Origin of the sequence: Citrobacter gillenii (assembly GCF_013337685.1) — a bacterium.
Taxonomy (GTDB): Bacteria; Pseudomonadota; Gammaproteobacteria; order Enterobacterales; family Enterobacteriaceae; genus Citrobacter; species Citrobacter gillenii.
The window spans coordinates 780170-801228 of record NZ_SUQN01000001.1 but is presented as its reverse complement, the minus strand read 5'-3'; the positions used below and the strand labels follow the sequence as shown (position 1 = coordinate 801228).

General features: G+C 54.8%; 16 protein-coding genes and 1 pseudogene. 15 read left to right on the top strand and 2 right to left on the bottom strand.

The window, feature by feature from the left end:
- A pseudogene (locus tag FCH32_RS23295) lies at positions 1 to 1488 on the bottom strand (hypothetical protein); the annotation flags it as partial.
- Between the two features lie 1061 nt (positions 1489 to 2549).
- On the opposite strand from FCH32_RS23295, the gene FCH32_RS03755 reads away from it, so the two are divergent.
- The 15 genes from FCH32_RS03755 to FCH32_RS03685 all read left to right on the top strand — a co-directional run bounded on the left by FCH32_RS03755 (position 2550) and on the right by FCH32_RS03685 (position 20737).
- Positions 2550 to 3080, top strand: a complete 531-nt coding sequence (locus tag FCH32_RS03755; protein ID WP_096756748.1) for a Csu type fimbrial protein — start codon at positions 2550 to 2552, stop codon at positions 3078 to 3080.
- Positions 3081 to 3094: 14 nt separating this feature from the next.
- Complete coding sequence (locus FCH32_RS03750; RefSeq protein ID WP_174360513.1) at positions 3095 to 3817, top strand: fimbrial biogenesis chaperone; 723 nt, start codon at positions 3095 to 3097, stop codon at positions 3815 to 3817.
- A complete protein-coding gene (locus FCH32_RS03745; protein WP_174360512.1) occupies positions 3789 to 6152 on the top strand; it encodes a fimbria/pilus outer membrane usher protein in 2364 nt (787 codons plus the stop codon). Before FCH32_RS03750 ends, FCH32_RS03745 begins: the two co-directional genes overlap by 29 nt.
- Positions 6153 to 6165: 13 nt before the next feature.
- A complete protein-coding gene (locus tag FCH32_RS03740) occupies positions 6166 to 7134 on the top strand; it encodes a Csu type fimbrial protein (RefSeq protein ID WP_174360511.1) in 969 nt (322 codons plus the stop codon).
- Between the two features lie 318 nt (positions 7135 to 7452).
- Positions 7453 to 8727 carry a Glu/Leu/Phe/Val family dehydrogenase gene (locus FCH32_RS03735; protein WP_174360510.1) on the top strand — a complete coding sequence of 425 codons (1275 nt, stop codon included), beginning with the start codon at positions 7453 to 7455 and terminating at the stop codon, positions 8725 to 8727.
- A gap of 325 nt (positions 8728 to 9052) precedes the next feature.
- Entirely contained in the window at positions 9053 to 10123 is a 1071-nt protein-coding gene (gene dhaK / locus FCH32_RS03730; protein WP_174360509.1) for a dihydroxyacetone kinase subunit DhaK, read from the top strand.
- Positions 10124 to 10134: 11 nt separating this feature from the next.
- Positions 10135 to 10767 (top strand): dihydroxyacetone kinase subunit DhaL, encoded by a 633-nt coding sequence (gene dhaL, locus FCH32_RS03725; protein WP_096756742.1) that lies wholly within the window; start codon positions 10135 to 10137, stop codon positions 10765 to 10767.
- Positions 10768 to 10777: 10 nt separating this feature from the next.
- Positions 10778 to 12208 carry a dihydroxyacetone kinase phosphoryl donor subunit DhaM gene (gene dhaM / locus FCH32_RS03720; RefSeq protein ID WP_174360508.1) on the top strand — a complete coding sequence of 477 codons (1431 nt, stop codon included), beginning with the start codon at positions 10778 to 10780 and terminating at the stop codon, positions 12206 to 12208.
- Between the two features lie 171 nt (positions 12209 to 12379).
- On the top strand, positions 12380 to 14092 hold the full coding sequence (locus FCH32_RS03715; protein ID WP_174360507.1) for an alpha,alpha-trehalase: 1713 nt from the start codon (positions 12380 to 12382) through the stop codon (positions 14090 to 14092).
- Positions 14093 to 14300: 208 nt separating this feature from the next.
- A complete protein-coding gene (locus FCH32_RS03710; protein ID WP_115258264.1) occupies positions 14301 to 15326 on the top strand; it encodes an ABC transporter substrate-binding protein in 1026 nt (341 codons plus the stop codon).
- Positions 15323 to 16309 carry a FecCD family ABC transporter permease gene (locus FCH32_RS03705; RefSeq protein WP_115258263.1) on the top strand — a complete coding sequence of 329 codons (987 nt, stop codon included), beginning with the start codon at positions 15323 to 15325 and terminating at the stop codon, positions 16307 to 16309. Before FCH32_RS03710 ends, FCH32_RS03705 begins: the two co-directional genes overlap by 4 nt.
- Positions 16306 to 17067, top strand: coding sequence for an ABC transporter ATP-binding protein (locus tag FCH32_RS03700; RefSeq protein ID WP_115258262.1), 762 nt, complete (start codon positions 16306 to 16308; stop codon positions 17065 to 17067). The genes FCH32_RS03705 and FCH32_RS03700 overlap by 4 nt, the downstream gene beginning before the upstream one ends.
- Positions 17068 to 17076: 9 nt before the next feature.
- Positions 17077 to 17889: a class I SAM-dependent methyltransferase gene (locus tag FCH32_RS03695; RefSeq protein WP_115258261.1), complete on the top strand. Its 813-nt coding sequence runs from the start codon at positions 17077 to 17079 to the stop codon at positions 17887 to 17889.
- Entirely contained in the window at positions 17886 to 18743 is an 858-nt protein-coding gene (modD, locus tag FCH32_RS03690; protein WP_115258260.1) for a ModD protein, read from the top strand. The genes FCH32_RS03695 and modD overlap by 4 nt, the downstream gene beginning before the upstream one ends.
- 23 nt (positions 18744 to 18766) lie before the next feature.
- Entirely contained in the window at positions 18767 to 20737 is a 1971-nt protein-coding gene (locus FCH32_RS03685; protein ID WP_174360506.1) for a TonB-dependent receptor plug domain-containing protein, read from the top strand.
- Between the two features lie 37 nt (positions 20738 to 20774).
- Here FCH32_RS03685 and FCH32_RS03680 read toward each other — a convergent pair whose 3' ends face one another.
- Positions 20775 to 21029: a GlsB/YeaQ/YmgE family stress response membrane protein gene (locus tag FCH32_RS03680; protein ID WP_174360505.1), complete on the bottom strand. Its 255-nt coding sequence runs from the start codon at positions 21027 to 21029 to the stop codon at positions 20775 to 20777.
- Between the last annotated feature and the right edge of the window lie 30 nt (positions 21030 to 21059).

Genomic DNA, 21059 nt, shown 5'->3' with positions numbered 1-21059 from the left:
AGGCCCCGAGATCATCCCCGCGAGTGCAAGTGTTGTGGACGGTGAAACATCAAACTTTCCTCCACCTTGCCCCAACACCACATTACGCACCGTCGAAATATCGGCGCCGGTGGCAAGCGTGGCGTTATTCAACAGGGTAAGATTGCCGCTCACATCACCCAGCGATTCATCAGTGATAATCGACAGAGTGCCATTACTTACCGTCCACGGCGTCAGCTGCGAGGTGGTCTCTGTTAACTGCCACGTGCTGGTACCGGTTTTATGAAATGTACTGAACCCCTGAAACTGACCATTACCTCCGGTGGCAGAAAGTTGAGCAACATCAAAGACCGTTGGCCCGGTCCCCTGCGATTGTGTCGTATCCCCACCCAACACCAGCGTATTTGTTGACCCGGTCATACCGACGACCTTGCCAAGAAACGACCATCCGGCCTGCAGTTCCAACCGATTGTCACCACCGGTAAACTCAATGGCGTTCGCCTGTCGTGATGTCGGTCCACCAAACAACGGATCGCCACTCTTTCCGCCATTAATAGCACCAGCGTTGATAATCGATAGGAATGCGCCTTTTACCCCAGCCCCACCATCGCCGAGCCGACCATTTGACGCGCTTCCGCCTTGTGCGCCCCCTTCACCCGCACCGCCTTCCCCATTGCCGCCTGCCGCAAATGATGGGCCACCGTTACCACCTGAAATCACGCCCTGGTTGATAATAGAAACCGTATTTTGACCATTATTCGCTACCAAAATACCCGCACCACCCCCACCGCTTGCAGTGATACTGGCGGAAGGACGAATGCCGCCATCACCGCCAGTGATCGTACCTCCGACGAAGTTGGTCACATTTGCATTGGTCACAACGGCGCCACCACCACCGCCGCCCGAGCGTCCTCGACCACCGACGCCTCCTGTTATCGTGCCGCTTTCATTGGTCAGGTGAGTCGCCGTTCCACCGGTCAACACAACCGCCGTACCGCCGCCGCCGCCCGAACTGCTCCCGGTTCCCCCGGCGCCACCTGTGATGGACGTACCACTCCCGGTCAAGATCAGATTCCCATCTGTCAGCATGCCGGCGCCGCCGCCGCCGCTGCCAGTGTCCAGGTTGTTTGGCGTCCCCGTACCACCGTTCCCTCCGGTAACCGTTGCACCGTCGAGCGTCAGCGATGCACCACTGCGCACAATTATCCCGGTGCCACCACCGGCAGCGCCGGTATCGTCAGCACCCGTTCCTCCGGTGACACGGGTAGTGATCGTCTGTGACGCCGTTATCTGCATTCCAGGATCGCCCCCTAACCCGGCAGAATTCCCGTTTTGTCCATCTGCGCCTTTTCCATCAGTTACGCTGCCATCACCGCCATCATTCGTACCGCTACCGCTGCCACCACCACCGCCACCCGTGACCTGACTCCCTGCAGACCCTGGGGTACCCGATGTTGCACCATTTCCTCCAGCATAAGCATCTGATAGCGTCAGCGTACTGATGAACATGAAGGTAAACACCCCTCCCAGCCACGTAAATTTCCTGGATCGCGTAATATTCCCGTGTTGTCGATAGGCCCGGCCTGCGGGAATCATATATAAAGTCTTATTCATTATTTTACCTGTGAGGTGTTGTTATCGTCGCTCTTAGCAATAGATGTGCACATCCACAGAGCACATAAATGTGCACATCGATTATTTCAAGCAACCGAAGCGTTTGTTGGTGAATAGCGTTGCGCGGCTGAATGCGCGGTAAATAATGCTGTTCCGACTGTTACAGTTGGCGCGCTAATCTTTTAGATGGCTCCACGGTTCATTCGATAAATGAAGTCTTTTTATGACACAAACAAAATACAACTGCATATACATTCACATTGACTAACTCTGTATTCATTGATTTTCATAAAACACAATAGGGAATAGATCACCCTGCATCTCAGCAACTTTCACCTCAACACAAAATTAATGCATATCAATTAGTTACAAGAAAAACCCAATGAGAAAGACAAAAAAATGTCACAGCAAGCTTATTTTAATGTTTCATAAGCCACCGTCATTCACATCCCGAGTTTATATTTACAGATAGTAACACGCAGAAAATAACAAATCAGCCAAATTTCAAGAAGCACTTAAATATTTTTGCTTTGACATTTCACAATCAAAGCCTCAGGCCAATAAATTCGCACCTCGGTAAAAAATTATAAACATCATCTTGATAAAAATTAATTATTTAAAAACATTAAAAAGTTTAACGCAATTCAAATAACATATAAAAATAAACATTAATAACAAGAACAAATACCAGAAATCAGTGGTTATAGCTCTTCAATCGCTATACCCACCGAAAGAGTCTGCCATCAACACACGCTTAAGTAGCCTATAAAATGAAACAATATACTCACCTGTTGGTACTATTTTTTTGTCGACGCCATCACCTTTTTCCTAAGTAAAATTCATTAGACCAACTGGCGCACGACTCATACTTATCCTAGGGTTAGAATATGTCTCCATATGCCGCATTATTGTATTTTTAAAGTAAAAAATGTGGTTATTTGAAAAAGGTAAAGAATATGGCTCCAGTTATCGTCACTCGCTTAATTCTTTGTTGCAGCGCCTTTTCCATCATTTCAGCGGCTGATGCTGTCACCGCAAACGGCACGTTTCAGGTGCTGATGACGATTCAAAAAGCCTGTACCGTTACCGCAGGTTCAGGGTCAAATATTGCCCTGGGATCGGTCAATGCCACTGCGACAAATACATCAGCCAGTAATACCATTTCCATTAATTGCTCCAAGACGACACCTTATTTTATAGGTCTGGCGCCTTCGGTCGCTAACGGCGGGAATACCACGGGCAGAGGGGCAATGTCCTCGGTGGCCAACGCAGCAACCAACACGGATAAAGTGCCGTACCAGTTGAACCAAACGTCTGCAACGGGTCCGGTTTGGGGTAATACAGCCACTGCGGAAAGCGTGGGAAATGGGGTGGCCTCGACCGGAACCGGGCTGGGACAAAGCTTCACTGTGTATGCCACCGCTCCGAGCGCCAACTTCACGCCTGATGACTATGCCGATCTCGTAACGGTTAACGTTAACTACTAACCTCAGGACGACCCATGACATTGAAACTGCCTGTGCAGCGGTGCGCCTTCGCGTGTCTGTCAGGAATAGCCATGAGCATTAATATCGCGGCGGCAAGCGGGCTGCAAATAGCGCCGGTTACGCTGACACTGCAGGCGACGCAAAATGCCGACGGTATCTGGTTAAGCAACGCAGGTGAAAACGTGCTGAATGCACAGGTACGCGTTTTCCACTGGCGTCAGGGAGCAGACGGCGATACGTTGTCCCCCTCTCAGGGACTGGTCATCAGCCCACCCATGTTGGCGTTAGCCCCGGGTGAACGCCAGCTCATCCGCGTGATTCGAACCGCGCCGCCATCGTCGTCTGTTGAAGAGGCCTATCGCTTATCCATTGATGAATTACCCCCTGCAAAATTACAAAAAAATAAACTGCAATTTGTGATGCATTATTCCGTGCCCGTGTTTATTCAACCCACAACGCAGGCTGACACAGCGGCAAAATTACAGTGGAAACTGCAACAGCGTGACGGCAAACACTTTCTTGAAGTCAGTAATCAGGGAAACGCTCATGCCCAATTATCCGCCGCCACATTTATACAACGAAATGGTGCGAAAAAAGTGATCAGTCCAGGACTGCTAGGCTACGTTCTTCCAGGTTCAACGATGCGGTGGATAGTCTCCCCGTCAGCCAGTGATACTCATTACGGCGGAAAAGTTGAAGTCACGGTCAATGGCCAAAAAACAGTACAAGAACTCTGACTGGCTCTGGCTTGTGGTGAAATATGGCGTACTTAATGGGGCCTTACTCTCGGGAATGGCCTGCGTGCACGCACAGACAAACACCCCAACGGACACGGGCATTATTCGTGATGAGTCCCCCTTGCCCGGAGTCGATTTATATCTCGACGTGACGGTCAACGGCAATGCCGCTGGATTGGTTCATTTTGGCTATGAAAACGAAAAGCTGTACGCCAGTGCCAATACCCTACGCACGCTGGGTTTTCGTCTACCAGAGGAAACTACTCAGCCTGTCGGGCTGTATGATATTGCGCAGCTGAACGTTGACTACAATAAACAACTGCAAACGCTGGCGCTAACCGTACCACTAAATGAACTCGACCTTGCCACCACCCAGCTTAACCCACCCGCAGAAACTGCCCCGATGGCCTCCTCCGCGGGCGGCGCGTTGCTCAATTATGATATTTACGCAGAGCAGGGTGACGCCAGCAGCATTAATACGTTTAGCGAACTGCGCGCTTTTAATGGTTCAGGGGTGTTAAGTACCACTCAACTCACCCAGTACTCCACTGAAACCGATGCCGATAACGCCTTTTACCGACTGGATACCAGCTGGCGCTCATCATTCCCGGAAACGATGCTGGCACTGACCGTGGGGGATACGCTGACCAGTTCGCTCACCGGCTCCCGCCCAACCCGCATCGGCGGGATTCAAATTGGGACCGATTTTGGTTTGCAGCCGTATATGCCAACCACCCCGCTTCCCGCGTATCTCGGCTCCGCAACGGTGCCGTCCAACGTAGAGTTGTATGTCGACGGGGTCAGGTACTACAACGGTGAAGTCCCGGCGGGCAGTTTTCAGATCAACACCTTGCCAAATATCAGCGGTGCGGGGACGGGTCAAGTGATGATGACAGATGCGCTGGGCAGAACGACGGTGCAAAATTTCTCTTTTTACAACGATCAACAGCTGCTGCGCGAAGGTCTGACCTCGTGGTCAGCCGAGATTGGGGTGGTGCGCGAAAACTACGGGTACGCTTCATTTGAGTATGCCAGCGCCCCGGCGATCAGCGGGACATGGCGTCGGGGATTCAGCAGTAACTTCACCGCAGGTGCGCACGCCGAAACCAGCGACGGGCTGATTAATGCCGGTTTCAGCAACGACTGGATCCCAGATATCCACAGCGGCACATTCTCTACGGCATTGGCGGCAAGTGCGGACGCCGGGAAAAACGGTTTTTTATACAGCGTAGGATACCGCTGGTCCGGAGAGAAATTCAATTTCAGCACCAGTACTACCGCCACCTCCGGCGATTATCGTGATGTGGCGACCCATTATGGCGAACCACCACCGACGCTGAGCAGCAACACGGTGGTGGGCTATTCGCTGGCGTCCGCCGGAAATATCAGCCTGAGCTACCTGCAATTTCGCTACCCGCATGAAAGCGCCGTACGCTATGCCAACGCCAGTTGGTACAAGTCCCTTACTGATACCGTGTCCCTTAACGCAGGGTTCAACCAGAACGTTGATGACAACCGCGACCGCAGCGTCTACCTGATGGTGACCGTCACCACTCCTCGTAATCTGAGCGTCAGCAGCACCATCCAGCGTACGAATGACGAAACCGGCTACCAGTTGAATGCCAGCCAGACGCCGCCAGCTGACGGGGGCTGGGGCTGGAACGTCGCCGCCAGCCAGCAAGCATCTCAACAAAGCGGCCAGGGGGAAGTAGGTTATTTAGGTCGTTACGGGAAAGCGTACACCGGCTTCAGCCAATTGCCGGATAACCACTATGGCTATGCCGGTGCGACCGGGTCCGTGGTGATGATGGGCGGCGGCCTGTTTGCCGCGCGTGAAATTAGCAATGGCTTTGCCGTGGTGTCGACCGACGGCATTCCCGACGTTCCCATCAAGCTACAAAACAACGTGATCGGCAGCAGTGATGACAATGGCCTGCTGCTGGTTACCTCCCTAAACAGCTATCAAAAAAACCAGATCAGCATTGACCCGATGGACCTGCCCGCCAATATGCGCATCACCCACGTCGAGGCGAATGCCACCCCTGCAGACCGTTCCGGCACGCTGGTCAGTTTTGGCATTACGCCAGTACGCGCCGCGCAGGTGATCCTCATCGATGAACAGGGGCAGGCTATCCCCGAAGGCAGCATGGCCATTGCCACCACTGGCGCGGGCCAGTCATCACTTGTTGGGTTTGACGGGATGACCTGGTTCGACACGTTGGAACAGCACAACGCTCTGCGTATTAAGACAGAAACCGGTACCTGCAGCGTCAAATTTGACTACCCGGCCTCAGCGCGAGGCATCGTGCAAATTGGCCCACTGGTATGCCGATAACAGGAGTAATTTTATGTGGCTAAGAAATCTGACCCTGATTAGCGGATTACTCGTAAACCCAGGATTCGTTTACGCGGTCACCTGTTCGGTAAGCAACGTGCAGCCGGTTAATTTTGGCGCCGTCAATCCACTGCCAACGTCAGCTGTAACATCCGCGATGACCTTTAACTACAGCTGTGCTAAAGAGCTGGGTGACGTGCTGGCGGGGATTAATCTGTGCTTTAATATTGGCATCTCCGGCGTCAGCGGCCAGGTCACCACCAGGAATATGTCATTGAGTGGTACGCCAGCCAGAACGCTGACCTACCAGCTGTACCAGGACGCGGGACATAGCAAAATATGGGGAAGTCAGTATCAGTCGGGCGCCACCTTCCCGATGGTAAAGCTCAACTTACTTAACCTGACACCGGTGACCGGTACGCTGACGGTGTACGCGAAGCTCAACACCCCGCAAACGACCGCCGTGCCGGGAAACTATCAGGATAGCTATACGACGGCAACAGCTCTGGTGACGCTCAATCCCGGTCTGGTTTTGCCACCCACGACCTGTGGTGATACCGTCGCCGCCAGGCTACCCTTCACCGTCTCGGCCAACGTCACAAAACAGTGTGCGATCGGCTACGCCAATAACATTACCTTTAACCCGTCTAAAGCCACTGACCGCAACGTCACGGCAAGCAGTGCACTCGGGGTCGCCTGCACCAATAACACTCCCTATACCATTGGATTGCAGCCTTCCAATGGGAATACATCAGGTTATGGTGTATTGAAAGGAACCGGGGCCAATCAGGATAAAGTGCCGTATCAGCTAAGTTCAACACCTGGCCCGACGGGGACTATCTGGGGAAATACGTCGCTTAATGCAGTAGCAGGCACAGGTACGGGGTTAACCAGCGATTATCCGGTGTATGCCACCGTTCCGAGCAGCAATTTTACCCCTGATAACTACGCCGATACGGTGACCATCTCGGTGACCTACTGAGAGCAGAAATGCAATAAGGAAAATACAATTTATTATCATATTCTTTACTTTTAGAGGTGCGTCATAAATCTGACAAATAGCAAGCCGCACATTTTATGCAATGCAATTGGTTTATTATCAGAAAAACCGCCAAAAACCCTGTAAATCCCAGATAATTATTCACATTCCAACTGAAAACCTAACCCACAGACATGACAATCCGTGCCCTGAAGGCAGGCCGTTGTTTGAAAAAAATGTTAAATTTACGTTTATATGGTGAGATCCACTGTATACCACGGCGAAATTAAGCACATATTACTTTTATAACTAAGGTTTATCATGGATAAGTTATCTTACGCTTCAGATAGCAGCACATCTGCCTGGAATACCTACCTGCAACAAATCGAGCGTGTGGCCCCGTACTTGGGTGAACTTTCCCACTGGGTGGATACCCTGCGTCACCCAAAACGCGCATTGATTGTCGATATCCCGGTGCAAATGGATGACGGTACCATCCGCCATTTCGAAGGATACCGCGTGCAGCACAACCTCTCCCGAGGCCCAGGTAAAGGCGGCGTGCGTTATCATCCTGATGTTGATCTTAACGAAGTGATGGCTCTTTCTGCGTGGATGACCATCAAATGCGCCGCGCTTAACCTGCCATATGGCGGTGCGAAAGGTGGCGTTCGCGTCGATCCTTTCTCGTTGTCTGAGGGCGAACTGGAGCGTTTGACCCGCCGCTATACCAGTGAAATCGGCATTATCATCGGACCGCAGAAAGATATTCCTGCCCCGGATGTCGGTACCAACGGGAAAGTCATGGCGTGGATGATGGATACTTACTCCATGAACCACGGCACTACCGTGACCAGCGTGGTCACCGGTAAACCAATCCATCTTGGCGGCTCTCTGGGTCGTGATAAAGCCACCGGTCGCGGCGTATTCGTCAGCGGTCTGGAAGTAGCGCGCCGTGCCAACATCGCCGTTGAAGGCGCTCGCGTGGCAGTGCAAGGTTTTGGTAACGTGGGGAGTGAAGCAGCTCGCCTGTTCGCCGGTGCGGGTGCACGCGTGGTCGCTATTCAGGATCATACCGCCACCCTGTTTAATACCACCGGGATCGACATGATTGCGCTGACTGCATGGCAGTTAGAGCACAAACAAATTGCCGGTTTCCCGGGTGCTGAAACCATCGCCAGCGAAGCGTTCTGGAGCGTGGAGATGGATATTCTGATCCCGGCTGCGCTTGAAGGCCAGATCACCCGTCGTCGCGCGGAAACGCTGACCTGTAAGCTGGTGCTCGAAGGCGCAAACGGCCCAACCTACCCGGATGCCGATGACGTACTGGCCAGCCGCGGTATCGTTGTGGTACCTGACGTGGTCTGTAACGCCGGTGGCGTTACCGTCAGCTACTTTGAATGGGTGCAGGACATGGCAAGCTTCTTCTGGAGCGAAGAAGAGATCAACGCGCGCATGGATAAGATCATGACCGACGCAATGGTCCACGTATGGGAAAAAGCCGCGGAGAAATCCTGCTCTCTGCGTACTGCCGCCTACATTGTCGCCTGTGAACGTATTCTGCTGGCGCGTAAAGATCGTGGTATCTATCCGGGCTAAGACCGGACTCCGCTCTTGCGAACAAAACCACCTGCAATGCAGGTGGTTTTTACTTCACCTCCCCACGCTGAGGCGTTTTGCGCTAAACCTGCCGCATCTCTCATTTCTGCTGTTTTATGCACCACTACGTTTCAATACGGAACATTTATCAGCGAAGATGTTCCGTATTGAAACGCTCATTACGGCAATTTTCTTTTGACAACCCATATGCAAAATTACCTTATCGGCAGCGAGAGGTCGCCGTGGCGCTGTACATCACCGATACCCTACACCAGATGTCTGCCGTTTTTTGCAGCCATCCCAGGACTGTCTACGGAGCATAAAAATGAAAAAATTGATCAACCGTGTTGAAGACGTACTGAATGAACAACTCGCCGGGCTGGCAAAAGCCTACCCTTCTCTGGCGCTGCATCAGGACCCGGTATACGTCACTCGTGCTGACGCGCCGGTGATGGGTAAAGTGGCGCTACTTTCAGGTGGCGGCAGCGGGCATGAACCAATGCACTGCGGCTATATTGGTCAGGGCATGCTTTCCGGTGCCTGTCCGGGGGAGATTTTCACCTCGCCAACCCCGGACAAAATGTTCGAATGCGCCATGCAAATTGACGGTGGCGAAGGCGTGCTGCTAATCATCAAAAATTACACCGGTGACATTCTGAATTTTGAAACCGCTACCGAGCTGTTGCACGAAAGCGGCGTCAAGGTCACGACCATGGTTGTTGACGACGACGTAGCGGTAAAAGATAGCCTGTATACCGCCGGACGTCGCGGTGTTGCGAATACCGTGCTGATTGAAAAACTGGTCGGCGCGGCTGCCGAGCGCGGAGACTCGCTGGAAGCGTGTGCCGCATTGGGTCGCAAACTGAATAACCTCGGTCACTCTATCGGCATTGCTATCGGCGCCTGTACTGTCCCGGCCGCAGGGCAACCTTCGTTTACGCTGCAGGATAACGAAATGGAGTTTGGCGTCGGCATTCATGGGGAGCCGGGGATCGACCGACGCGCCTTCTCTTCCCTCGACCAGACCGTGGATGAAATGTTCGACACCCTGCTGGAAAACGGTCATTACAGCCGTACGCTGCGCCACTGGGACAACATCCAGGGTGCCTGGCAGGAAGGTAAAGAAACCAAACAAGCGCTGCAACAGGGCGACCGCGTCATTGCGCTGGTCAATAACCTTGGCGCAACGACGCTATCCGAGCTGTTCGGCGTCTATAACCGTCTTGAAAGCCGCTGTCAGGATGCGGGTATCATCATCGAACGCAATCTGATTGGCTCTTACTGTACCTCTCTGGATATGACCGGTTTCTCCATCACCCTGTTAAAGGTCGATAACGAAACGCTGAACCTGTGGGATGCACCGGTGCACACCCCTGCTCTCAACTGGGGTAAATAAGGAGATTCATAATGTCCCTCAACAGAACACAAATCGTTAACTGGCTTTATCGCTGCGGTGAAATATTTACCACCGAAAGTGATTTTCTGACCGGTCTGGACCGGGAAATTGGCGACGCCGACCACGGCCTGAATATGCACCGTGGCTTCAGTAAAGTGGTCGAAAAACTGCCGTCCATTGCGGATAAAGACATCGGTTTCATTTTGAAAAACACCGGCATGGTGCTGCTTTCCAGCGTCGGCGGGGCCAGCGGTCCGCTGTTCGGCACCTTCTTCATCCGCGCCGCACAGGTGACTCAGGCCCATCAGAGCCTGACGCTGGACGAGCTGTATCAGATGATGCGCGATGGCGCAGAAGGCGTGATTAGCCGAGGTAAAGCCGAGCCCGGGGACAAAACCATGTGTGATGTCTGGGTACCGGTGGTCGAGTCGCTACGTCAGTCCTGCGAACAAAAACTGAGTGTACAGGCGGCGCTGGACGCGGCGAGTCAACAAGCAGAAGCGGCTGCACAAAGCACCATCACCATGCAGGCACGTAAAGGTCGTGCCAGCTATCTGGGTGAGCGCAGTATCGGGCATCAGGATCCCGGCGCAACGTCGGTGATGTTTATGATGCAAATGCTGGCTCAGGCCGCCAGAGAGTAAGGATAAAGCGATGGTAAACCTGGTTATTGTGTCTCATAGCGCGCAGTTGGGCGCAGGCGTCGGCGAGTTAGCCCGACAGATGTTAATGGGCGAAGGGTGCAAACTCGCGATCGCCGCGGGCATTGACGATCCCGATAATCCTATCGGCACCGATCCGATTAAAGTGATGGAAGCCATTGAGTCCGTTGCGGACACGGATCACGTGCTGGTGATGATGGATATCGGCAGCGCGTTATTAAGTGCGGAAACCGCCCTGGAACTGCTCGATCCGACGATCGCCGCGAAGGTACGCTTGTGCGCAGCTCCGCTGGTAGAAGGTACCCTGGCCGCAACGGTCAGCGCCGCAGCAGGTGCCGATATCGACCGCGTCATTCGTGATGCCATGAACGCCCTCGATGCCAAATATGCGCAACTGGGTTTACCACCGTCGTCCCCGGTCGTGACCTCGCCGGAAGGCCTCCCTGCTGATGACGAGGCCCGCTCTGTTGCCGTGGTGGTCAAAAACCCCAACGGCATCCACGTTCGCCCGGCGTCACGGCTGGTCTCCACGCTGTCTGGCTTTCGCGCCGACATGCTGCTTGAGAAAAACGGTAAGTGCGTGGTCCCGGACAGCCTGAACCAAATCGCGCTGCTGCAGGTACGTTGTAATGACACGCTGCGCTTAATTGCCAAAGGTGAACAGGCCGACGACGCGCTAGCGGCATTCAAACAACTGGCTGCGCAGAACTTTGGTGAGTCCGTTGAACAACCACATACCGGCGGCATCCCCAATTCAGCGCCGATACAAGCAACGGGGATGGCCTTTTGCTATACGCCGGTCGCCGCAGAGGTAGCCCCGCAGCCTGCCACCGATTTACCGTACGAACAGCAGCGGTTACAGGCGGCAATCCGCAATACGCTGGAGGATCTGAACTGTTTAACAGCGCTTGCCGAAGAGAAATACTCCGCCGATATCGCCGCGATTTTCTCCGGCCACCACACGCTGCTGGACGATACCGAGTTATATGACATGGCCTGCGCTATCATGCGCGAAAAACAGTGTCGCGCCGAACATGCCTGGCATACGGTATTGAGCGACCTGAGTCAGCAGTATCTCCAGCTCGACGACCCTTATTTGCAGGCGCGGTATATCGATATTGACGATTTACTGTACCGCTCGCTGCGGCATTTGACCGGAATACCCGCTCAAATCCCGACCTTTATTCGCCCGACAATCCTGGTGGCAGACGTCATTTACCCGTCCACCGTACTGCAGTTGGATCCGCTGACCATCAAAGGCATCTGTTTGCGCGCGGGCAGCGATGCGTCCCATTCGGCAATCATTGCCCGCGAGATGGGGATCGGCTGGGTATGCCAGCAGGGTGAGGCGCTCGACGCCATCAAAATGGGGGACACCCTGACCCTTGACTGCGCGGCACATCAGGTCATCCGCGTGGGCTAAACGCCGCTGCACGTCCTGTTATCACAAAGGGCGTGCAGCTTTCACATCACGTGCAGAAACGTCTGTTTGTTCGCAAAATAGGGTCCCTATAACGCGTAACGGTCGATCCTGGACTAAGGTTTTCTCATGGTAAATGCCGCAACTTCGGCACGCCGCTAAGGAGATTACCCGATGATAACGCCAGCAATTCGCCATCCTGGCCTGCTCTCTGTTACAGTAAAACTCACGCTCGCAAGTACCCTTTTGGCCCTTGTTTCATTCGGCGCCCACGCCGAGGAACAGCCCGCCGCAACGCCGCAGCCCCCTGATATCCTGCTCGGCCCTCTGTTTAATGATGTGCAAACCGCCAAGCTGTTCCCGGATCAGAAAACCTTTGCCGATGCAGTGCCCAATAGCGATCCGCTGATGATCCTTGCTGATTATCGGATGCAAAAAAACCAGTCCGGCTTCGATCTTCGTCATTTCGTCGGTGTGAATTTTACGCTGCCCAAAGAGGGTGAGAAATACGTACCGCCCGCCGGGCAGTCGCTGCGTGAGCATATCGACGGGCTGTGGCCAGTGCTAACGCGCTCGACGACTGACGTGGAAAAATGGGACTCATTGCTGCCGCTGCCGGAGCCGTATGTGGTGCCCGGCGGACGTTTTCGCGAAATTTATTACTGGGACAGCTATTTCACTATGCTGGGGCTTGCCGAGAGCAACCACTGGGACAAGGTCTCCGACATGGTGGCGAACTTCGCTTACGAGATTGATGCCTGGGGACACATTCCTAACGGTAACCGCAGCTATTATCTGAGCCGCTCCCAGCCGCCGTTCTTCGCCTTTATGGTTGAACTGCTGGCGCAGCACGACGGTAATGATGCGCTGAAAAAATACCTGCCGCAGATGCAGAAAGAGTACAGCTACTGGATGGAGGGCGTCGAAACGCTTAAGCCAGGTCAGCAGAACAAACGGGTAGTCAAACTGGCTGACGGCACGGTGTTAAACCGCTACTGGGATGACCGTGATACGCCAAGACCCGAGTCCTGGGTTGAAGATATCGCCACCGCCAAAAGCAATCCAAACCGTCCGGCCACCGACATTTACCGCGACCTGCGTTCGGCCGCCGCCTCGGGCTGGGATTTTAGCTCACGTTGGATGGACAACCCGAACCAGTTAAGCACCCTGCGCACCACCAGCATCGTCCCTGTCGATCTCAATGCGCTGCTGTATAAGATGGAAAAAATGATTGCGCTTGCCAGCAAAGCCGCAGGGGATGAAGCCAAAGCTACACAGTACGAAGGCTTCGCTAATGCGCGACAAAAAGGGATTGAAAGCTACCTGTGGAACGATAAAGAGGGCTGGTATGCCGACTACGATTTAAAAAGTCAGAAAGTACGCAATCAACTGACCGCCGCCGCCCTGTTCCCGTTGTATGTCAATGCGGCGGCCAACGATCGCGCCAGCAAGGTGGCTGCGGCGACCCAGGCGCATCTGCTGCAACCCGGCGGTCTGGCCACAACGTCGGTGAAAAGCGGTCAACAGTGGGATGCCCCGAACGGCTGGGCACCACTCCAGTGGGTTGCAGCGTCCGGGTTACAAAACTACGGCCAGGATAAGGTCGCCATGGAGGTCACCTGGCGCTTCCTGACCAACGTGCAGCATACCTATGACCGGGAGAAAAAGCTGGTTGAAAAATACGACGTCAGCAGCACAGGAACCGGCGGTGGCGGTGGCGAGTACCCGTTACAGGACGGCTTTGGCTGGACCAACGGCGTCACCTTAAAAATGCTCGACCTGATTTGCGCCAAAGAAAAACCCTGTGATAGTGTCCCGTCTTCGCGGCCTGCGCCTGCCAGCCCCGCACCTGCGGAACCTCAAAAGCAGGCACAGCCCACGCCTTAGCATCACCAGCAGTACGGTTTTTCTTCTCTCAATCCGCGCTTCGTCGCGGATTTTTTTGCCTTTCTTCTGCGTAATTCCGGTGTCTCTATTGCACCTAGCCCTTATGGGGTATCCCTGTTTTCATCCATGAGAAATTGATTCTGAACATGTTTTTATTCGTTATATATGTAAATATATAGCGATTTTATCACTGCTCAGGATAAGCATAATGCCACTGACAAGACGGATGTTTGCCCAACTCGTGGCCACTACGCTGCTGTTACGCCATCTTCCTGCTTTTGCCCAAACGCCGCTCACCATGGATGTCGGTATTCTGCCCCCGCCTGATGCTATTCAGCGCGTGGTGAGCGCAGGAGCGCCTGCCGATGTGCTCCTGCTGGCCGTTGCGCCAGAGAAACTGGTCGGGTTTTCATCCTTTGACTTTTCCCGCCAGGCCGCCCTTCCTTTTCCCGATGACATCCGGGCATTACCCAAACTGGGAAGGCTGGCGGGACGCGCCAGCACCCTGTCGCTGGAAGCCTTACTGGCGCTCAAACCCGACCTGGTGGTTGACTGCGGAAACGCCGATGAAACCTGGCTTTCTCAGGCACGCCAGGTTAGCGCGCAAACACACATTCCCTGGTTGTTGATTAACGGTGAACTTCGGCAAACCCCGGCGCAGCTGACTGCAGCCGGTAACGCGCTGGGCACGGCCACACGTACCACCGCGCAGGCCGGGCTTGCCCGCCAATTTATTGATGAAGCCGACGTTTTCTCGCACTCTGCCGGCGCAAAACTGCGTTTCTATGCCGCGCGCGGGGCCAGAGGGCTTGAAACCGGTTTGCAAGGCTCTTTGCATACCGAAGCCGCAGAGCTGCTGGGGTTAGAAAATGTGGCGCAAATTCCCGGTCGACAGGGCCTGGCACAGGTATCGATGGAGAACCTACTAAACTGGCAGCCGGACATCATCCTGGTTCAGGACGCGGTGACAGCGCAGTACCTGCGAGAAGATCCGCTCTGGCAAGGGGTGAAAGCCGTTGCCGGGAAACGCATTCTGTTTCTCAGCGGCCTGCCGTTTGGCTGGCTGGACGCGCCACCCGGAATCAACCGCTTGCTGGGTTTACGCCGCCTGCACGCTTGGCTCGATCCTGACGTCGCGGCACGCTTTAAATCCGATATGCAGCGCTACGCGGAACTGTTCTGGCATACCACCCTCAGTGATTCACAGTACCAAACGTTGGTGGCAGCCAGATGAGAACCTCCACCCTCAGTGTTCTGCTGACGGCAGCCATCGTCGTGTGCGTAATGGTCGCCGCAATTTCCGGTGCTTATCGCCTGGATGCGCAGCACGTCATGGCGCTTATTACGGGCCAGGATAGCGTATTGGCGCAGGATAAAATTGTCTTCTGGCAAATTCGCTTGCCGCGCATTCTGGCCGCGCTGTTGCTGGGCGCAGCGCTGGCGGGAGCCGGAACAACCTATCAGGGGATGTTCCGTAACCCGCTGGTCTCGCCGGACATTCTCGGCGTGGCGGCCGGAGCAGGATTGGGCGCCTGCTCAGCCATCTTGCTGGGCTTACCGATCCTGTTTATTCAGCTGTATGCGTTTATCGGCGGCCTGCTGGTAGTTGCAGGCGTGTGGCTGATTACCCGCCGGGTGCAGCGCCACGATCCGGTACTCACGCTGGTACTGGTCGGCATTGCGCTGGGTACGGTGTGTGGTGCCGGTATTTCACTGATCAAAACGCTGGCCGATCCGTATACCCAGCTCCCGTCAATTACCTTCTGGCTGCTCGGCGGGTTATCCACTATCACGGCGCACGATCTGTGGTTTTCAGCGCCACTGATTATAGCCGGTTCGATCCCGCTGCTGCTGCTGCGCTGGCGCATGAACCTTCTTACGCTCTCAGATGATGAAGCCCGCTCGCTGGGTATCAACGTTTCCCGACTGCGGCTGGGGCTGATTGTTTGCGCCACGCTAATCACCGCCTGTACCGTCGCCATTGCCGGGATTATCGGCTGGATCGGACTGGTGGTGCCGCATATTGGCCGCCTGCTCAGCGGTAACAATCATCAGCAACTGCTGCCGGTTTCCATGGGTATCGGGGCCATTTTGCTGCTGCTGACCGACACCCTCGCACGAACGCTGAGCAGCACGGAAATTCCGCTGGGGATCCTGACCGCGTTTATTGGCGCACCGTTTTTCCTGGTACTGCTGCTACGGGGACATCGCTCATGACGCTACTGACCGTGCAACGCGCCTCTCTGGGATACTCCGCCCGACGCCCCGTATTACGCCACGTTTCGTTCAGCATCAACGAAGGTTCTATTTGCTGCCTGCTGGGCGCCAACGGCAGCGGAAAAACGACGCTGATGCGTACCCTGCTTGGCGTTCTCCCACTCCTGCAGGGTGACATTTTACTGGACGGCGTGGCAGCCAATCATCTCAGCGATCGTGAACGCGCCCGCGCCATCGCCTGGGTACCGCAGGCACATGACGGCGCTTTTGCCTTCACTGCGTTGGACATGGTGATGATGGGGCTGGCCCCACAAATGGCGGCATTTGCCATTCCCGGCACCAAAGAACACGACAGTGCGCATCAGCAACTGGAGATGCTGGAAATCAGCCATCTGGCGCAACGTCGCTGGAACACCCTCAGTGGCGGAGAGCGCCAGCTGGTGCTGATTGCCCGCGCGCTGGTGCAGCGTCCGCGCCTGCTGCTGCTGGATGAACCCGCCTCCAGCCTCGATTTTGGTCATCAGATCCGCCTGCTCGACACGCTAGTGAGGCTAAAAAATACCGGCATGGCACTGCTGATGTCGACCCACCATCCGCTGCATGCGCAGGCTATAGCCGACAGCGTGGTACGCGTCGAACCGGACGGCATGGTGTCGCAAGGTCTTCCTGAACACCAGCTCGCTGCCGATCGACTGGCCACGCTGTATCGCGTTACGCCGTCACAAATTGCTCACCACCTCTTTGGCTCACAATATTAAGGAATAACGATGCTCATTGACGACATTGATTTTGCCGACCTTTACCGTAAACAGCTGCGTTTGGCGCATCGCACCGAGAAAAAACCCGAGCACTGGGATAAGCGTGCGGAAAAAATGGCCGAGAATTGCGCCTCATTAACCGACAGCTATCTGCTGCAGCTATTGGGGAAAATCGACCTGAAAGGCGCAGAGTCGCTGTTTGATATGGGCTGTGGGCCCGGTACGGTATCACTGGCGCTGGCTAAAAAGATGCCGATAATCTACGGCGTGGATTACAGCCAGGGAATGCTGAGCGTTGCCGCCCGTCGTGCCAGGCAGATGAATGCCCACCACGTTCAGTGGGTACAGCGTGCCTGGGAAGAGCACTGGGATGACTTACCCCGATGCGATATTGCCGTCGCCTCGCGTTCCACGCTGGTCACCGACATGCGCCAGGCGATGACCAAGCTGAATAATCAGGCACGGTTACGGGTGTACACCACCCACCTCGTCAGTTCCTCGTTTGTATCGCCGACTCTTCAGCGCGCGCTGGGACGCGAGGTAATAGAACTTCCCAACTATATCTACGCGCTGAATGTCCTGTACCAGATGGGCATCCACGCTCACGTTGATTTTATCCGCGGGCCCAACTGTCAGCAGGACAACAGCACCTGGACGCGTTTTCTGGAAAACGTGCGCTGGAGCATGGGCGAGCTGAGTGTCGACGAGATGGATCGACTGGAACACTGGTATCAACAGCAGGACCCTCGCACCATTGCGCCCGCCAGCCGCGACTGGGCGCTGATCTGGTGGGACAGCGTGCCGCCGGAGGCACTGCAATGATCTACTTTTCGCAGGCGCAAACCGATGCGCTGCTGCAGGAAGATATTCAGGGCGGCGACCTGACCACCCGGGCGCTGGGCATTGGCGCACAGCAAGGGGTTATGGATTTCTGCCATCGCCAGGGGGGCTGCGTGAGCGGCATCTCTGTCGCCAGACAAATGCTGTGTTCATTAGGTTTGACCGTCACCGAACAGCGGGCTGATGGCGAACACGCAGCCCCCGGGCAGCAGCTCATTCGCGCCCATGGCAACGCGGCAGCACTGCATCAGGGCTGGAAGGCCGTACAAAATGTGCTGGAGTGGAGTTGCGGTGTCTCGCACTATCTCGACGCGATGCTCAGCGTTGCCCGCGCCCGCTACCCTGACGCACAGATCGCCTGTACCCGCAAAGCGATCCCCGGCACCCGCTTGCTGGCAACCCAGGCAGTCCTTGCCGCCGGTGGCATTATTCACCGGGTAGGATGCGCCGAAACCGTCTTGCTATTTACCAATCATCGTCGTTTTCTTCCTGACCCGCACGACTGGGCAGGCACTATCGCGCAGTTACGCCGCCATGCGCCAGAAAAAAAGATTGTCGTCGAAGCCGACACGCCGGATGAAGCCCTGGCCGCGCTACGCGCCGCACCCGATGTACTGCAACTCGACAAATTTACCCCCGAGCAGTCGGCAGACATTGCTCGTCTGGCCACTTCTCTGGCCCCTCATTGCACGCTGGCGCTGACTGGCGGCATTACCCTCACCTCGCTAGCGAGTTATCTCGACTGTGGCATCAGACTCTTTATCACCTCCGCGCCTTACTACGCCCCACCTGCGGATATCAAAGTAAGCCTGAGCCCGGACGCACGTGGCATATAACATTAATAAATGGACTAAAAATAATGAATTTCACCAAAAGTTGTCTTTACACAGCGCTGTCGCTTGCTTTCGCGCAGAGTGCTTTTGCTGGGCAGGAAAGCGAAACCATGACCGTCTGGTCAAGCCCGGCCTCCGCCGCAACTACCACGGTTCTGGGACAGGAAACAATACAAAAACTGGATAAACAAAATGTCGCCCAGGCGCTGAGCGTGGTCCCTGGCGTGGTGCTGCAAAAATCCGGCAACCGCAATGAACAACAGGTCAAAGTACGCGGGTTTGACAGCCGCCAGGTGCCGGTCTTTTTCGACGGTGTGCCGGTGTATATCCCCTACGACGGTAATCTCGATTTGGGCCGTTTTCTCACTTCCGATATCGCCTCGGTTGAAGTCTCCAAAGGCTATTCATCGCTGTTGCAGGGCCCAAACCAGATGGGCGGCGCTATCAACATTACAACGAAGAAACCCACCAAAGCGCTCGAAGGTAGCATTGGCTATCGTCAGGGCTGGAGTCGCAGCAAAGACAATGCCCACGATATGCACGCCTCCTTTGGCGCCAGCAACGATCTGGGATATATCCAGCTCAGCGACAGCCAGCTAAAGCAGGATTTTCTCGGCTTGCCGCACGGTGTGGATAATCCGCTGGCCGGCAGCAACGGCAAGATGACCAACTCATCCGCCGATGATAAACGCGGGATCGTCAAACTGGGATTTACCCCACGCGGCGATGACGAATATGTGCTGACCTATATTAATCAGGACGGCGAAAAAGATAACCCGCCGTACGCCGGAACCAGCAGCCAGAAGTCGCGCTACTGGCAATGGCCGCAATACGATAAAGAGAGTTATTACTATCAGGGCACCACGCATCTGGGCGACCGTTTTACCCTGAAAAGCCGTCTGTATCGTGACACCTTCGAAAATACGCTGATGATGTACAACTCGCTGGCCGATCTGAAAAATAAGAAAGGCAGCTACAGCCACTATTCTGACTACAGCGACGGCGCAGGATTGCAGCTCGCCGCCGAGATGCGCGAAAACGATCTGCTCTCGTTCGCCGTCAACTGGAAAGATGATGTGCACCGCGAAAAAGGCGCACCAAATGCGGCTTACGATCGTTATGAAGACCGTACCTGGTCTGTTGCCAGTGAATACCAGTGGGCGGCTGCAGACAATGTCGATGTGGTGGCCGGGATAAGCTATGACTGGCGCGACAGCGTCGAGGGTATGAAGCACGAGAAAAACGGCAGCGTCACCCATTATGACGATAACAATCAGTCAGCCTTTAACTGGCAGGTCATGACCAAATACCATTTTGAAAATGCCGACACGTTAGCACTGTCCTACTCTGACAGAACCCGTTTCCCGACGTTGAAAGAACGTTACACCACCTCAAAACCGGCCTATAACCAGATAGCGCTGGTCAACCCACAGCTAAAACCGGAGCGCGCCCGCAGCGTCGATCTCACCTGGAACGGTTCATTCAGCAAGGATTGGGGATTCGAAGCCAGCATGTATTACAACCGCATAACCGATGCGATACTGGCGCACAATATTGACGCCGACACCATCCAGAACCAAAACAGCGGCCGGGTGGACTACACCGGGCTGGATGCCGGTGTCAAAGGTAAGGTCTTTGATATGCTCGACGTAGGGCTGAGCTACGGGCTTATCCATGCAGACATCAAACGTAACGACATCAGCAAAACGACCGATCTGCCCACGCAAACCCTCACCGCCTGGATGACGCTGAAACCATCGGACCCACTCAGCATTACGCTGTCCGAAGAGGCCCGCTCGTCAAGCTACAGCAATACCGACGGCTCACAGAAAGCAGCGGGGTTTGCGATTACCCATCTGCGCGCGGACTACGCCATTGGCCGTGGGTTTAGCGTAAACGCGTCGGTCAATAACCTGTTTGATACGCAGTATGTCTACAGCGAAGGATTTATCGAAGAAGGCCGAAATTTCTGGGCAGGGATTGAATACCAGTTCTGAGCCCTTTTGAGAGACGGCCCCCGCAGGGGCCGCTCAATTAATCTCGCCGTACCAGGCGGAAAATACCCAGCACGAGGATCGCGCCGACGACGGCCACCAGAAAACTGTGCAGATTAAACCCGCTGATATCGCCACCAATACCAAACATCGTTGCCAGCCATCCGCCGACCACCGCACCCACAATACCGAGAATGCAGGTCAGGATAAAACCGCCGCCATCACGCCCCGGCATGATCAGTTTGGCGATAACGCCCGCAATCAGACCAAAAATAATCCAGGCAATAATTCCCATTTTCAGGCCCTCTTTCCAATGAACGCACGC